Source organism: Scytonema hofmannii PCC 7110, from assembly GCF_000346485.2.
Taxonomy (GTDB): Bacteria; Cyanobacteriota; Cyanobacteriia; order Cyanobacteriales; family Nostocaceae; genus Scytonema; species Scytonema hofmannii.
The window spans coordinates 8,908,955-8,924,170 of record NZ_KQ976354.1 but is presented as its reverse complement, the minus strand read 5'-3'; the positions used below and the strand labels follow the sequence as shown (position 1 = coordinate 8,924,170).

Sequence of the window (15,216 nt, the reverse complement as noted above, 5' to 3'; positions counted from 1 at the left end):
TACCTTACTTAGTTGTGTATAGAACCATCATGCCCAATAGCACAAAACGCTGCCCAATACTCTGGTGAGTGAAAAGGTTTACAACTAGCTTCATTATCCCTAAAGAAGTCAGTGTACCACAAGCTTTCAATTGTTAGTCGAAAAGGGGCGCTCAAATTCAATCCCAGTGCCCACTGTTGTAATTCCTCTTTTGTGACATCTCGTAACCAGCGCTGCGCGTTGTTGAGAGCTTTAGCGATAGTTGATTCTGTTTGCAGATTTTGGTAAAATTTAATCATCAAAAAACAAGTGGAGATGTCACTAACCGCCCAAAGACTGCTGACTATGCTGGGGCTACCTGCCACCAAGAAACCGCTTGCTAAACCAGTATATTCATCAGTGAGAGTGTGCCAATCAGTCAAACCAGTTTCGCAGGCAGAGAGAGTGACGAGACGGCATTGCTTAAGATGAAGGGCAAAAATGTCGCTCAAGGTGAGGCATTTTTCTAAGTCAACAAATTTACTGTCTCGCCAAGGTAGATATCGGGTATTTTCTGCTGTTTGCTTGGTAGAAGAGTTGGAAGCAACTACAGATTCTGCTAAGGATAGGTGAGAAAGAAGAGGGGTGGGTGCATGAAAAGAGCCATGACAAGAAAAGTGAAGGTATTCGGCATTGAGAAAATCAGGAGATTGATAAACGGCATTTTTGGTTGCTTGGTGTTGAGTTAAAATCACCTTGGTATCAAAGCGATGCTGAATCGCTTCCACTTCAATTTCAGTGTAGTCTAAATCTAGAGTAGGATTTTGGATGGCAAAGAAGCTATTGACAGAGGAAGTTTGTTGAGATGCAATGTTTTGACTCAATTGTAATAGCTGGTGACTGGGAGCATATCCCACACCAGAGGAGAATCTGTCGAGGAGGCATTCATGAGTTTGTAATGGTAATGCGTGGAGAGGAAATAGGTGAAGGTAACGATGGGGAATGAGAATTAGTTGATTACAGTGATTGGGAAGGTGAGAGAGAATTTCATCCAAATCCAAGATTGAGGAAAGCTTTTGGAGTTTGATGAAATCAGTTTTCCAAGCTTGTGTCTGTTTACCTTTCAAAGTTTTGTAGTCATTAAGATACTCATCCCGCCATTTTTCTAATTCCTTTAAGTCATCGCTGGATGATTTCCAGAATAATGGTTGATTATTGCTTGTTATGATAAAGGTGAAGAAGCAATCATGTGTAATATACCATGCGATGGTAGCAATGCGGTCATCTATTGTAGCGCGAATTTCTGAAAAAGAAATAGGTTGAACCTTTTGAGTGAGTTGGTAACTTGGATCGAATCGTTTGATTTGGTTTAAGACTTGTTCAAGCTCAATCTGTAATTCATCTAATTCAAGCCGCAATCGCTTGACATAATCTAAAGAGAGGGATAATCCTTTCTGTGCAACCTGGCTTTTTGTGTCTATTGCTTGATTCTCATCGCTGTCGTTCAGAGATTCGAGCAATTGCTGTTTGGGTGCAATCTCGCGTTTAAGACGTTGGAGTTTCTCAAGAAGTTGTTGAGGAATATCGCCTTTTGGATAAAAGTTGCGGGAAGCCAAGAATTCAACTAAAGTACGAGCTTTACTGCGCTCAACATATTCTATCGCTTTTTCTATCTGATTGTTCTTGATACAAGCTTGAACAATTTGATTATAAACATCTATCGCATCTGCTCGCAGTTCTTGACGAGTCTTCTCACGACTAGCCCAAAAGGAGCTTTGCTCAACAGCTTGAATTGCTTTATCATAACCAAAGATGGCTTCACACCATCTGCCAATCATAGAAGCTGTCTTACCCAGGTTACGCCCTGATTGAAGGCATTCTATAGGGTTGGCGGTAGGTGTACCGATTTCTAAAGCTAATTTGAGACACTCAATGGCTTTGTCAAATTGCTTTAAATCATAGTAGGCGGTGCCAAGATTGTTTTGTGTACGTGCCCAATATTCTGGAAAGGCATAGCGGGTGTAAATTTTTAGCGCTTGGTTGTAAGCTGCGATCGCGAGTTCGAGATTTTCTGCTCTTTCTCCTTTGATTCTATTCCAATAGGCAAGTCCAAGATTGTTTTGTGTACGTGCCCAATCTTCTGGAAAGGCATGGCGGGTGTAAATTTTTAGCGCTTGGTTGTAAGCTGCGATCGCGAGTTCGAGATTTTCTGCTCTTTCTCCTTTGATTCTATTCCAGTAAGCAAGTCCAAGATTGTTCTGTGTACGTGCATAATCTTCTGGAAAGGCATCGCGGGTGTAAATTTCTAGCGCTTGGTTGCAAGCTGCAATCGCGAGTTCGAGATTTTCTGCCCTTTCTCCTTTGATTCTATTCCAGTAGGCGGTGCCAAGATTGTTTTGTGTACGTGCCCAATCTAGTGGAAAGGCATCGCGCTTATAAATTGCTAGTGCTTGGTTGTAAGTTGCAATCGCTTGTTCGAGATTTTCTGCCCTTTCTCCTTTGATTCTATTCCAGTAGGCGTTGCCAAGATTATTTTGTGTGAATGCCCAATCTAATGGAAAGGCATCGCGGGTGTAAATTTCTAGTGCTTGGTTGTAAGCTGCAATCGCGAGTTCGAGATTTTCTGCTTTTTCCCCTTCGATTCTATACAAGTGGGCGTTGGCAAGGTTGTTTTGTGTGAATGCCCACTCTATTGGAAAAGCATCGCGCTTATAAATTGCTAGTGCTTGGTTGTAAGCTGCAATCGCGAGTTCGAGATTTTCTGCTTTTTCCCCTTTGATTCTATATAAGTGGGCATTGCCAAGATTGTTTTGTGTACGTGCATAATCTTCTGGAAAGGCATCGCGCTTATAAATTGCTAGTGCTTGGTTGTAAGCTGCAATCGCGAGTTCGAGATTTTCTACTTTTTCCCCTTTTAATAAGAGGGCGTTGCCAAGATTGTTTTGTGTGAATGCATAATCTTCTGGAAAGGCATCGCGGGTGTAAATTTCTAATGCTTGGTTGTAAGCCGCAATCGCGAGTTCGAGATTTTCTGCTCTTTCCCCTTTGATTCTATTAGAGTAGATAAGTCCAAGATTGCTTTGTGTATTTGCCCAATCTAGTGGAAAGGCATCGCGGGTGTAAATTTCTAGTGCTTGGTTGTAAGCTGCGATCGCGAGTTCGATATTTTCTGCTGTTTCTCCTTTGATTCTATTCCGATAGGCACGTCCAAGATTGTTCTGTGTATGTGCATAATCTTCTGGAAAGGCATCGCGGGTGTAAATTTCTAGTGCTTGGTTGCAAGCTGCAATCGCGAGCTCGATATTTTCTGCTGTTTCTCCTTTGATTCTATTCCGATAGGCAAGTCCAAGATTGTTTTGTGTACGTGCCCAATCTAGTGGAAAGGCCTCGCGGGTGTAAATTTCTAGCGCTTGGTTGCAAGCTGCAATCGCGAGTTCGAGATTTTCTGCCCTTTCTCCTTTGATTCTATTCCGATAGGCAAGTCCAAGATTGCTTTGTGTACGTGCCCAATATTCTGGAAAGGCATCGCGGATGTAAATTTCTAGTACTTGGTTGTAAGCTGCAATCGCGAGTTCGAGATTTTCTGCTGTTTCCCCTTCGATTCTATACAAGTGGGCGTTGGCAAGATTGTTTTGTGTATTTGCCCAATCTAGTGGAAAAGCATCGCGCTTGTAAATTTCTAGTGCTTGGTTGCAAGCTGCGATCGCGAGTTCGATATTTTCTGCTGTTTCCCCTTTGATTCTATTAGAGTAGGCAAGTCCAAGATTGCTTCGTGTACGTGCCCACTCTAGTGGAAAGGCATCGCGGGTGTAAATTTCTAGTACTTGGCTGTAAGCTGCAATCGCGAGTTCGATATTTTCTGCCCTTTCCCCTTCGATTCTATACAAGTGGACGTTGGCAAGATTGTTTTGTGTATTTGCCCACTCTAGTGGAAAGGCATGGCGGGTGTAAATTTCTAGTGCTTGGTTGCAAGCTGCAATCGCGAGTTCGATATTTTCTGCTCTTTCCCCTTTGATTCTATTAGAGTAGGCAAGTCCAAGATTGTTTTGTGTACGTGCCCAATCTTCTGGAAAGGCATCGCGGGTGTAAATTTCTAGCGCTTGGTTGCAAGCTGCAATCGCGAGTTCGAGATTTTTTGCTCTTTCCCCTTTGATTCTATTAGAGTAGGCAAGTCCAAGATTGCTTTGTGTACGTGCCCACTCTAGTGGAAAGGCATCGCGGGTGTAAATTTCTAGTACTTGGCTGTAAGCTGCAATCGCGAGTTCGGGATTGTCTGCTCTTTCCCCTTCGATTCTATACAAGTGGGCGTTGGCAAGATTGTTTTGTGTATTTGCCCACTCTAGTGGAAAAGCATCGCGAGTATAAATGTCTAATGCTTGGTCGTAAGTTGCAATCGCGAGTTCGAGATTTTCTGCTCTTTCCCCTTTGATTCTATTAGAGTAGGCAAGTCCAAGATTGTTTTGTGTACGTGCCCAATCTAGTGGGAAGGCATCGCGGTTGTAAATTTCTAGTGCTTGGTTGCAAGCTGCAATCGCAAGTTCGAGATTTTCTGCTCTTTCCCCTTTGATTCTATTGGAGTAGATAAGTCCAAGATTGCTTTGTGTATTTGCCCAATCTAGTGGAAAGACATTGCGAGTGTAAATTTCTAGTACTTGGTTGTAAGCTGCAATCGCAAGTTCGAGATTGTCTGCTCTTTCCCCTTTGATTCTATACCAGTGGGTGTTGCCAAGATTGTTTTGTGTGAATGCCCACTCTAGTGGAAAGACATCGCGCTTGTAAATTTCTAGTACTTGGTTGTAAGCTGCAATCGCGAGTTCAATATTTTCTGCTCTTTCCCCTTTGATTCTATACAAGTGGGTGTTGGCAAGATTGTTTTGTGTAAATGCCCACTCTAGTGGAAAAGCATCGCGGTTGTAAATTTCTAGTACTTGGTTGTAAGCTGCAATCGCGAGTTCAATATTTTCTGCCCTTTCCCCTTCGATTCTATACAAGTGGGCGTTGGCAAGATTGTTTTGTGTACGTGCCCACTCTATTGGAAAGGCATCGCGGTTGTAAATTTCTAGTGCTTGGTTGCAAGCTGCAATCGCAAGTTCGAGATTTTCTACTCTTTCCCCTTTGATTCTATATAAGTAGGCGTTGGCAAGATTGTTTTGTGTACGTGCCCACTCTAGTGGAAAAGCATCGCGCTTGTAAATTTCTAGTGCTTGGTTGTAAGCTGTAATCGCGAGTTCGAGATTTTCTGCTCTTTCCCCTTTGATTCTATACAAGTGGGCGTTGGCAAGATTGTTTTGTGTACGTGCCCAATCTAGTGGAAAGGCATCGCGCTTGTAAATTTCTAATGCTTGGTTGCAAACTGCAATCGCTTGTTCGAGATTTTCTGCTCTTTCCCCTTCAATTCTATCAAAGTAGGCGTTGCCAAGATTGCTTTGTGTACGTGCCCAATCTAGTGGAAAGGCCTCGCGCTTGTAAATTTCTAGTGCTTGGTTGTAAGCTGCAATCGCTTGTTCGAGATTTTCTGCCCTTTCTCCTTTGATTCTATTGCAGTAGGCGTTGGCAAGATTGTTTTGTGTACGTGCCCAATCTAGTGGAAAGGCCTCGCGCTTGTAAATTTCTAATGCTTGGTTGCAAACTGCAATCGCTTGTTCGAGATTTTCTGCTCTTTCTCCTTTGATTCTATTAAAGTAGATAAGTCCAAGATTGCTTTGTGTATTTGCCCAATCTAGTGGAAAGGCATCGCGCTTGTAAATTTCTAGTGCTTGGTTGTAAGCTGTAATCGCGAGTTCGAGATTTTCTGCTCTTTCCCCTTTGATTCTATTAGAGTAGGTAAGTCCAAAATTGCTTTGTGTACGTGCCCAATTTAGTGGAAAGGCATCGCGCTTGTAAATTTCTAGTACTTGCTTGTAAGCTGCAATCGCGAGTTCGAGATTTTCTGCTCTTTCCCCTTTAATTCTATTAGAGTAGATAAGTCCAAAATTGCTTTGTGTACGTGCCCACTCTAGTGGAAAGGCATCGCGCTTGTAAATTTCTAGTGCTTGGTTGCAAGCTGCAATCGCGAGTTCGAGATTTTCTGCTCTTTCCCCTTCGATTCTATCAAAGTAGGCGTTGGCAAGATTGCTTTGTGTATTTGCCCACTCTAGTGGAAAGGCATCGCGCTTGTAAATTTCTAGTGCTTGGTTGCAAGCTGCAATCGCGAGTTCGAGATTTTCTACTCTTTCCCCTTCAATTCTATCAAAGTAGGCGTTGGCAAGATTGTTTTGTGTATTTGCCCACTCTAGTGGAAAGGCATCGCGCTTGTAAATTTCTAATGCTTGGTTGCAAGCTACAATCGCGAGTTCGAGATTTTCTGCTCTTTCCCCTTCGATTCTATATAAGTAGGCGTTGGCAAGATTGTTTTGTGTATTTGCCCACTCTAGTGGAAAGGCATCGCGGGTGTAGACACTCAAGGCTATCTCATAACCTGCTATTGCCACATCTTGGTTGACTGCCTTACTACCATGAGGATATTGTTGAATGCAGTAGCTGAAATCAAAAATAGACTTGGCAATGCTTTCCGCTTCATTTTCCTCTAGGTTAGATAGAGTATTGGTTGCCCAGCGCTGTAATAAAACAGTAAAGTTATCATCCAATTTATCAAGGTTTGCTTCCAGCAACGGGTAAACCGCTTGCTTATCGCTCCCACTCTTTGAAGTGACTTGCAATACCTCTAAAAGAAAATTCTCATAGTTGTCTGGAGTGGACGTTGCTGAAGATTTGCCTCGGAATGAGCGATCAAACAAACTGAGCTTCTCAGTTATCTTACGTATTAAAATAGTTAAAAATTCACTCAGCATCCAGATAAACTCCTTTTCCTAGCGCTAACCCCAAGTGTTTGTTTGCACCAAACCAATTTTTAGATAAATAATGGTATTTTAGTTTTACTTCACACGCTGTTGAGGTTTTTCCAGAAAATTTTCGGTATAACTAAATAGTTTATTTTACACGGCTACTCAAAGTTTATTGCCCAGAACACCCAAAAACTTAACTTAAAGCAAATCTTGAGTCTATTCCGAAAACGGCTAATCTCTGCATGAATCCTTGTAATAGCAACCTGTTTATTGTTATGCCCAATTGAAAAAGTAACCGAAACTTCATTGCAGTATTACCCGATCGTGTTTGATGCTAGTGGCAATAAACGCGATGAATTAGGTGGTCAGATGAGCCAAAGAACAAACTACAACTTAGATAGTACTAAGTTTATTTGCAATAAAACGGATGGTGGTTTAAGGTTTATTTCTTTTTTTCAGTTTCGCTCCGCAATTAAGGTAAATCCAGTATCATATGTTACATTGAATTCCTGAAAATTAACTATGACTGGATATGAGTTTGCTTGTTCCAATTTAAATTGTTCCGGTATACAATCTGTTCTAGACGGGGTCATACTGAGAACTGCCGAAAGTCTTTTCCAATATAGACTTTCACAGTTTTTGACTCTTGTTTCTGAAAACTTTGTGGGAAATCCGGATACAGAACAATATATCAGAAAGTGATAAACAGAAGTATACCTCATGAGGTAACTAAAGTTGCAACAATTGTAGTTTAATGTAGTATTCAGTGAATTGACACCGAGGGCTAAGATGACTGGTTGTCCAATTTGCCAAAATGAATATATTGAAGGCACGATTAACTGCTGCTCAAGATGCGGATGGGATTTAACTCCCTACCCATCTACCTTTTCTGGTCAAATACCAGAGGTATTTTTGCAAAAAGAGCAAGCAAAACTGGCTTGGGCTAAAAAGGTTTGGGAAAGTTTACAGGTGTGTCAAGGGCAAGTTATTCAAGCAGGAATTAACCACCAGCCTCCAGCACCAGAAGGCTTGTCAAGATTGCAAAAATTTAGAACACAGGAAGCTTTTCTGAAAGATGGCAGGTGGAAAGATGCAGACCGAGAAAAGGTTAAATTGAATTTTAATGAAAATAAACATGAGGTAACTTCCATGTCGAATCAAAACACTGCATTCAACTTAGAAGCAACAAAAGTCTATCCTTGGTTTGCTGAAAAACTACGAGAAATGGCTAAAATAATTACTCAATCTGAACATCAAGCAACAGAACAAGGAGCATCAGGAGCGTTAGCCTTATCTGCTTTCATAAATAACTTAAATGAAGAAATCAAGAGACTAGAAAATGGTAAATTCCGTTTCTTGATTATTGGAGATTTTAATCGTGGTAAGAGTACAATACTCAATGCTTTTTTTGAACAAAATTTGCTTCCAACAGGAGCAACTCCCACTACTGCAATTCCTACTTTTGTAAAATATGGTAAACAGGAAAAAGTATTAGTTTACAAAAAAGATGGTGCAAGGGAAGAATTAAGTTTTGAACAATATAAAAAGAAATATACGCTCAACTCGAAAGATGTGAGAAGTCAAATGAAGCGTCTATCTCAGTCAATAGGTGAATGGCTAAATCCTCTAAACTATGCTGAATTTTATTGTCCAATTGAAGTGTTGTCGAGAGGGGTAGAATTTATTGATACGGCAGGATTAAATCATACAGAAGAAGAAAATCAAAAAACATTTTCCTATATTCAGGAAAGCCACGCTATTCTTTTCGTTTTAGCGGCAGATCAGCAATTTACTCAGCAAGAAGAAGAGTATCTAAAAAGATTACTTGGAGTCAAGGAAGAAATTGAGAATAACGAAGCTCAAAAAGAAATGATTTCTGCAGGGAAATCAATTAAAAAGCAAATTAGACCTATCTTTTATTTAATTAACAAGTGGGAAATAGTTGAAGATGATGCCAAAAAAGAAATACACGATTATTTTGTTGAAAGCTTCTGTGAATGTTTAGATATAAAAAAAGAAGAAGCTGAAAAAATGTGGGGAGACAAGATATTTAATGTTTATGCTAAAACAGCTTTAGAGAAGATAAAAGAAGGAAAGTCGCTTGAAGGTACTGGAATTAAAGAATTTCAAAAAAGACTTAGCAACTTTCTGATTCGTGAGCGATTAATGACAGAATTAATGCAAGCCGTCTATATAGCCGAATTAGTTACGTCTAAGGTAGAGTCAAATGTTGACGATAGATTACTTGTGCTTGAAAATGATGTAAAAACATTGGAAGAAAAAATTGAAAAAACCAAGCCTTGCTTTGAGTTTATGAAAAAGATTGTCCAAGGTTTAGAAAAGGAAGTTAGAAGAGAGAAGGATGCTTGCATTTTTGAAATTGGAGAAAAATATAACACATATTTTTCTAATTTAGTCCTAAACTTTGAAAGAGAATTTGAAATGCCTTCAGTATCTGGGCTTCGAGATAATCAGCGTGAAAAATATACTGAGGATTTAAAGAGTAAATTAGCTCATTATCGGCAAGAAAAACTTGACGAATGGCATACGATAAGTAAAGGAATATTGTTGAAGAGTCTTAATGAATTAAAAGATTCTTTTGATCAAGAAATTAAAGAATACAGTAATAAAAGGAACGAAATCCGAGAAATTCTCAATCAACAAGATTTTAGTGTTCAAAACCGGACACAGTTAATCACTCATCAAAGTAGTTCATCGGAAGAAACTAGGTTAAATACTGCTAATGCTAATGCAGTAGGAAGAATGATTTTGGGAGCAACTGGTGGGACTGTAGGTACAGTAGCAGCAGGAATAGGTGGAGCGACAATAGCAAATCTTGCAGGTGCACATATACTCCTAGGAACAGTTGGTGCTGGTCTAGCTTTAACTCCTATAGGATGGGGTTTATTCGCAGCTAGTGCTGCTGTCGGGGGGATAGCAACTTTGTGGCAAAGGCACGCAGAAATCCATAAGTTTCAGAAACAAATGCAGGAAAGAGTCAAGCGAGAGTTTGAAAAATTACTTGACCCTGATAGAGTTTTGGCTCTTAAAGAGCAAGTGGGGAATTCATTTGACCCCTTTGGTAACTTAGCTGAACAGATGAGCAAAGATGTCATATCTTTGGAAACATCTCTCAATAATCTATTGGAATCAAAAAAGACAACTGAAGTTAACTATAATGAAGAGGTTAAACGTTTACAAACCTTTATCGCTGATATATCTGCTCAGTTACAAATAATCCAGGCGGAATATAACGAGCTAGTTATAGCTACAACTTAATTAAGTTAATCCTTTTCTTTATCTTTTTGTAAGCGTAGTTTACTAAAATTTTTGTTTTTTAGTAGACTACGTTTGTCTGTAATTATAATTAGTTAATTTTACCTAGAATACATACCTCGGTTGTTACTTCAAACGAAATATTTAATATTTTTTTCTTGTTTTTTTGCTAATTTTGTCTTTGTCCAATTATTGATAAATATGAAATCCTATCTAACAATTTCACAATCCCTCAAAGCTGTATGTCAATTTATCGATGCTGAAGAACAGCAGCAGCTTGTAAAAGACGTGGAATTAGTTTGCCAACAGTTAGTTAATCCCCACTTTGGGATAGCTGTACTAGCACCTTTTAACTTCGGTAAGTCTACTCTAATTAATGCCTTATTAGGTAGAGAAATAATGCCAACTAAAATGGTCAGAACCACTGGGACAGTAATTAAAATTAAATATGGAGAAACTTTACAAACTCTTATTACTTTAAAATCTGGTGAAGTAATTAGGAGTAACGATACAGAAGTTCTTAAAGAATTTGCTGTATTGAATCACAAAAGACAACGTAGAGAAGATGTAATGTCCGTAGAAGTTGCTTATCCTAGTGACTTGCTAAAAAATGGAATAGAACTCTTTGATTTACCTGGAACTAACGATAAAGAAGAACAAAATGTTTTGGTGAGAAATCAATTATTACAGGTAGATTTAGTTATTCAAGTATTAAATGCTCAACAACCTTTTACACTAGGAGAACAAGAAACACTTAGTACCTGGTTAATTAACCGAGGAATTAAGTCAGTTATTTTTGTCCTCAATCGGATGAATGAAATAGAAAGTGAAGATGATAAGAATGAAATATATGATGATGTTTATTCAACAACTGCTATTTTTAAATCTGATTTACCCCAAGGTTTGAAAACCTTGTATCGTGTTGACGCACTCCCTGCCGTCAAAGCGAAGCAAGAAAGAAACATTTGGAAAAGATTTATAAGTGGTATCATTACTTTTAAAGCTACCTTGTTAACTGTCACCTTCCTCCAAAAAAAAAGAACAAATCAAACTAGATTGCTACGAGTGATTACTATAGCAACTCAAATAAAGCAAATTCTACAAAAAAAAGTCAATGATTTAACTGCAGAAATTAGAAATGCTGAAGAAATAAGAAATGTTGCTATTAAACAAGGAAAAGAAAGAGAATTATTCCTAAAAAAAGAATTTAAAAGAAGACTAGAAACTTATAGAAATTGGTTATCATTAAATTCACTTGTAGGAACTTACCAAAGAGATGCAGCAGAATCTTTAGAAACAAATCGATTTCATACTTGGCAAGATAGCAAATTAAAATCAACTATTCTTACTTATACTCAAGCAATTGAAAAATGGGTTAATCAGTCATGCGATGAGTTAAACATAAACCAAATTAATACCATTAATATATCATTGCCTAGTTATCCTAATGTTGTCTTACCTCAGCCTCAAGATAGAAATGCTCGACAGTGGATTGGTGACATTTTCAATGGTGGTGCAAATCGAAAACGACTTAATGAAGAATATCAAATCAAAAAGTGGGAAGCTTATAAAAATGCTGTGTATAAATATTTATCTAAATTTAGTAAAGATGCTCTAATGTCTCTTGATAAATATGAAAAAACTGTTGAATCATTAATTATTTTTCCCATTCCACCTGTAGCCGAGGAAGTGCTCCAAAAACGGCATCATTTAAATGCTTTAAATTCTTCTCTAGATGCAATTAAAAGCATAGAATTACTAAAAAGCACAATTGATACACATAGATTCAAGGGGTTAGAGCATCTTATAGTTTTTCTATTATTTTGGAAAAATTGGCTCTGGCTTTTTTTTGGGTGAAAGTGAATACTTTAGGTATACCCCACCTAAATTAAAATTATGGGTGGGGACGGATCTCAATATTTTTGTTCGAGTTCACCAATCTGCAACGCAATATAATCTCGATATTGCCTACCTTATTGGACTTCGACGCCTCACATCATTCAAATCTTGATATTTTTGATTTGGTTCTTGGCGACTTTCTATCTCTCCATTTTGCTCAATTCCTTCCTCTTTGAGCGCAGCAACAATTGCTTTTACGTTTTCCATCACTGCCTTTTCATCTACAAACGTTTTAGAAAAGGTGTTAATTGAAATTGAATTGCTGCTAAGGTTTTGTTCGGGACTGATGACTGTCACAACCTCATCACCAGCTATATTTTTCATCTTGGCTACATAAGCTGCACGTGGATCGTCGCCTTCATATGCTGTGTCTTGCTCAGGGTTCTCCAGACGATAACCCATTCTCTCTAGTTCGGTGATGATTTGGTAGGCGATCTCGGCTCGCAACTGAGATGCTATAATCCCTTGCTTTGCCTGCTCCAGAATTTCTCCTAACTGCGGCTCTAAGCTAATAATTTGCGTACTGATGGCTTGAACCTGGTCGATAGTTAACGTTGATTCCCCTTGCTGTAATTGAGTTTCTAAATTTCTGAGTTCCTGTTCGTACTCGCTTAGTTTGCCATGAGTCCAGTAGTCTACATCTAAGCGTTCAGGTGGGGTGTCTTCTCCAATTTGCACTTGAGACTCCTGTTTTGCCTGTTGCACCTGTGCTAGTATGGTACTTAGGTTTGTCTGTACTTGATTGTATAAAAGCAGCCACTCTTGTTCCTTTCTTGTCAATTCATTTCGTAAGTCAAAAAGTTCAAGATAAGTCTCCTGTGTTAGTGCGATCGCTGCTTGGCTTACCCCTGATTGGATGTTATGACGTGCCATATCTAAACCCTGCTTTAAGTGCTCCAAACGACCTGGAGCAAAGCGCTGATGTTGATAGTTTTGGTTAATACTTGCCCATACTGATTCGACATCTGCGAGCAAATCTTGAGCCAACTTTTCTTGCTGCTGCTTATCGTGCCGTATATTCTTCTCAAGAGCAATCATTTGCTCCTGTAAAAGCTGTTGCACTCGCTCTCGTTCCTGACGTTCTGCTGCAATCAGGTTATCAAATTTACGTTCCTGGTCTGCAATCAGCTGAGTATACTCTTGCCGTTGGCTGTTCGTAATATCCATGTACTCATTGCGTTGCTGAGACAATCCGCTCTTGAGTGCTGAGTTGAGACGTTCGCTCTCGCGCTCTAGGATTTGTTGTTGACGCTTTTCGGACTCTAACACCGCAGTTTCAAACTCTTGCTGTTGATCCTGCAATCGCCTATTAGTTTCTACTTCTAAATCTCTAATTGAGGTTCTTAATCTCTCAGCTTCTTGAATTTGTCGTTGCGCTCGCTCTTGTCGTGACGACAGCCATTTGTTTAACCCCCAACCTACAGCGCCAATGGCTGCGATGGGTAGAATAACTGACCCTATCCCCATCGCTGCTGTTGCTACTGCTGGCCACAATTTTAAACCGCTCATAGTTTTGACTCCTGTTAAAACTGCTTTATTTCTGATAATACTTAAGTTAAATTTCAGTAGATTTTGAAACCATATTGACTGCTTGTTGGAAGTGAGTCGAGAAGTTGTAAGGTGGGACTCCCACCATTAAGACTGAATCATCGCGCATATGAATTTCTACATCCCGTTTGCGTTCTGTAAATAAAGTGACTTCTGACAAATGGCGCGGAGTCAGAAAGTGAAAGACTTGATTAGAAGAACCACGCCAACCTTGATTGTCATTTAGTTCTGGTATATATTGTCCATCTATAAGAACATCAATTAAAGAAAGAACTTTATTGATAGCAGGGTCAGACTTGGCTTGCAACTGCTCTAAGGTAAACCCAGAAAAGCAGATAATAGAAAAGTCTCGCTTTTGTCGCAGATAGGAGAAAAGTTCGCTTAAGGCGTCTGCTTGTAGCATTGGTTCCCCACCAGAAACTGTCAGTCCGTCTGTTCTGGGAACTGATAAGATATAATCAGCAAGTTGTAGGGGATCGACTAAAGTGGCTTGCGTTTGAGGAATCCAATCTGGAGAAATGCAACCGCGACAGTTAAAGCAGCAACCTTGTACCCAAATGACAAAACGTTGACCAGGACCAAGAGCGTGAGTCCCAAGACAAATTTCAGCAACATTTAGTACAGTCATAACTAAAAAAAGAAACGATTTTTTGGTTGAGTTTGTTCGTGTTTGCTGCGGGCTACAGCTAATTCTTGGTCAATTGTTTCTAGGACTTCTTGGGCATTTCTGATAAGACTATCTACTTTTTGATGGTCAACAGGTAGCAACCGTCCCAAGTCTCGATCCGATTGATAATGATTTTTTATAGCTGTCAAAATTTCCTGAGTTGCAGATTGGTATTTCTGAAAATCCTCTGTTGCTTTTTGTAATTGTTGCTGAGCTTGATGATACTCTTGTTCTTGGTGTGCCAGTCGATCTCGTTGTTGTTCGAGTATGGCTAGCTCTTGGGATAAAACTTCTGATAAACGCTCTCGTTGTTGTTGTGTTAGGGTCATCAGTTCTGAAACTGCGCTCTGAATGTTGGTTTCTATTCGATTCTGTCGAGATTGCCAATAAAGAATCTCTTCTTTAAGGGCGGTTTGCTGTCTTTGCAGTGCAGCGATTTGTTCATCCAAGTCAGCTTTTTGTTGCTGGAGGGTTTCAAGAAGTTGGCGTTGCGGTTCTAAAGCGGCCTCTTGGGCTGATATCTCTTGTCTAAAAGTTTCCAAGTTAGTTGCTTGCACTTCGGCTTTAATTTTTTGTAGCTGGCTGGCTTTCTCCTTTAAGCTTTTGAATTCATCCGCTTGTTTACGCAGTTGTTGTTCCTCTTGCAGTAGCTCGTTTGCAGATTGCAAAAGTTTTGATTTTTCGTTAGCAATTTGTTCTATTTCTTGAGACCGTTCGCTTATTTTCTGCTTGAGTGTGGTTGGGATAGGCAAAGTCGTTAGATGAGGTAACCAGGTCTTTAGAACTGCTAACAGGTTGTTGAGGGTTTGAGAAAGAGCGATCGCCCAAGCTTCTATAGTCTCTGTATCTGTAGTAGCAAGTTGTCGTAGTGTTTCTGGATTAAAGATTGATTCCCAAAGACTAATTTCTGCCTGTACTAATTCAAAAGGAAGTTGAATTGTTTCAAAGTCTAAAAAATTTTTCTGCTGGTGTATTTGTTGCAATAATTTATTGATTTTATCAATATCATGTTGTAGATTTTGCTGCATATGTCTCCTCAATTTA

6 protein-coding genes are annotated in these 15,216 nt (G+C 39.4%); 2 read left to right on the top strand and 4 right to left on the bottom strand.

Going from position 1 to position 15,216, the window contains the following annotated elements; genetic code table 11:
- Positions 1-8 precede the first annotated feature (8 nt).
- Complete coding sequence (locus tag WA1_RS58910; RefSeq protein WP_066613150.1) at positions 9-6,788, bottom strand: CHAT domain-containing tetratricopeptide repeat protein; 6,780 nt, start codon at positions 6,786-6,788, stop codon at positions 9-11.
- 783 nt (positions 6,789-7,571) lie between these two features.
- Between WA1_RS58910 and WA1_RS37695 the strand changes: the two genes are divergently transcribed.
- On the top strand, positions 7,572-10,061 hold the full coding sequence (locus WA1_RS37695; RefSeq protein WP_017749825.1) for a dynamin family protein: 2,490 nt from the start codon (positions 7,572-7,574) through the stop codon (positions 10,059-10,061).
- Positions 10,062-10,259: 198 nt separating this feature from the next.
- A complete protein-coding gene (locus tag WA1_RS37690) occupies positions 10,260-11,915 on the top strand; it encodes a dynamin family protein (protein WP_017749826.1) in 1,656 nt (551 codons plus the stop codon).
- A gap of 111 nt (positions 11,916-12,026) precedes the next feature.
- Here the strand turns inward: WA1_RS37690 and WA1_RS37685 are convergent, their stop codons facing one another.
- From WA1_RS37685 to WA1_RS37675, 3 genes are read right to left on the bottom strand one after another with little or no spacing between them, the layout of a single operon-like run.
- A complete protein-coding gene (locus tag WA1_RS37685) occupies positions 12,027-13,466 on the bottom strand; it encodes a coiled-coil domain-containing protein (RefSeq protein ID WP_017749827.1) in 1,440 nt (479 codons plus the stop codon).
- Positions 13,467-13,512: 46 nt separating this feature from the next.
- Entirely contained in the window at positions 13,513-14,133 is a 621-nt protein-coding gene (locus WA1_RS37680; protein ID WP_017749828.1) for a 4Fe-4S single cluster domain-containing protein, read from the bottom strand.
- A 2-nt stretch (positions 14,134-14,135) separates the two neighbouring features.
- Positions 14,136-15,200, bottom strand: coding sequence for a coiled-coil domain-containing protein (locus tag WA1_RS37675; RefSeq protein WP_017749829.1), 1,065 nt, complete (start codon positions 15,198-15,200; stop codon positions 14,136-14,138).
- Positions 15,201-15,216: the final 16 nt, after the last annotated feature.

Coding starts and splice junctions, on each gene's coding strand:
- WA1_RS58910 (WP_066613150.1), bottom strand. CDS start 6,788: ATGCTGAGTGAATTTTTAACTATTTTAATACGTAAGATAACTGAGAAG.
- WA1_RS37695 (WP_017749825.1), top strand. CDS start 7,572: ATGACTGGTTGTCCAATTTGCCAAAATGAATATATTGAAGGCACGATT.
- WA1_RS37690 (WP_017749826.1), top strand. CDS start 10,260: ATGAAATCCTATCTAACAATTTCACAATCCCTCAAAGCTGTATGTCAA.
- WA1_RS37685 (WP_017749827.1), bottom strand. CDS start 13,466: ATGAGCGGTTTAAAATTGTGGCCAGCAGTAGCAACAGCAGCGATGGGG.
- WA1_RS37680 (WP_017749828.1), bottom strand. CDS start 14,133: ATGACTGTACTAAATGTTGCTGAAATTTGTCTTGGGACTCACGCTCTT.
- WA1_RS37675 (WP_017749829.1), bottom strand. CDS start 15,200: ATGCAGCAAAATCTACAACATGATATTGATAAAATCAATAAATTATTG.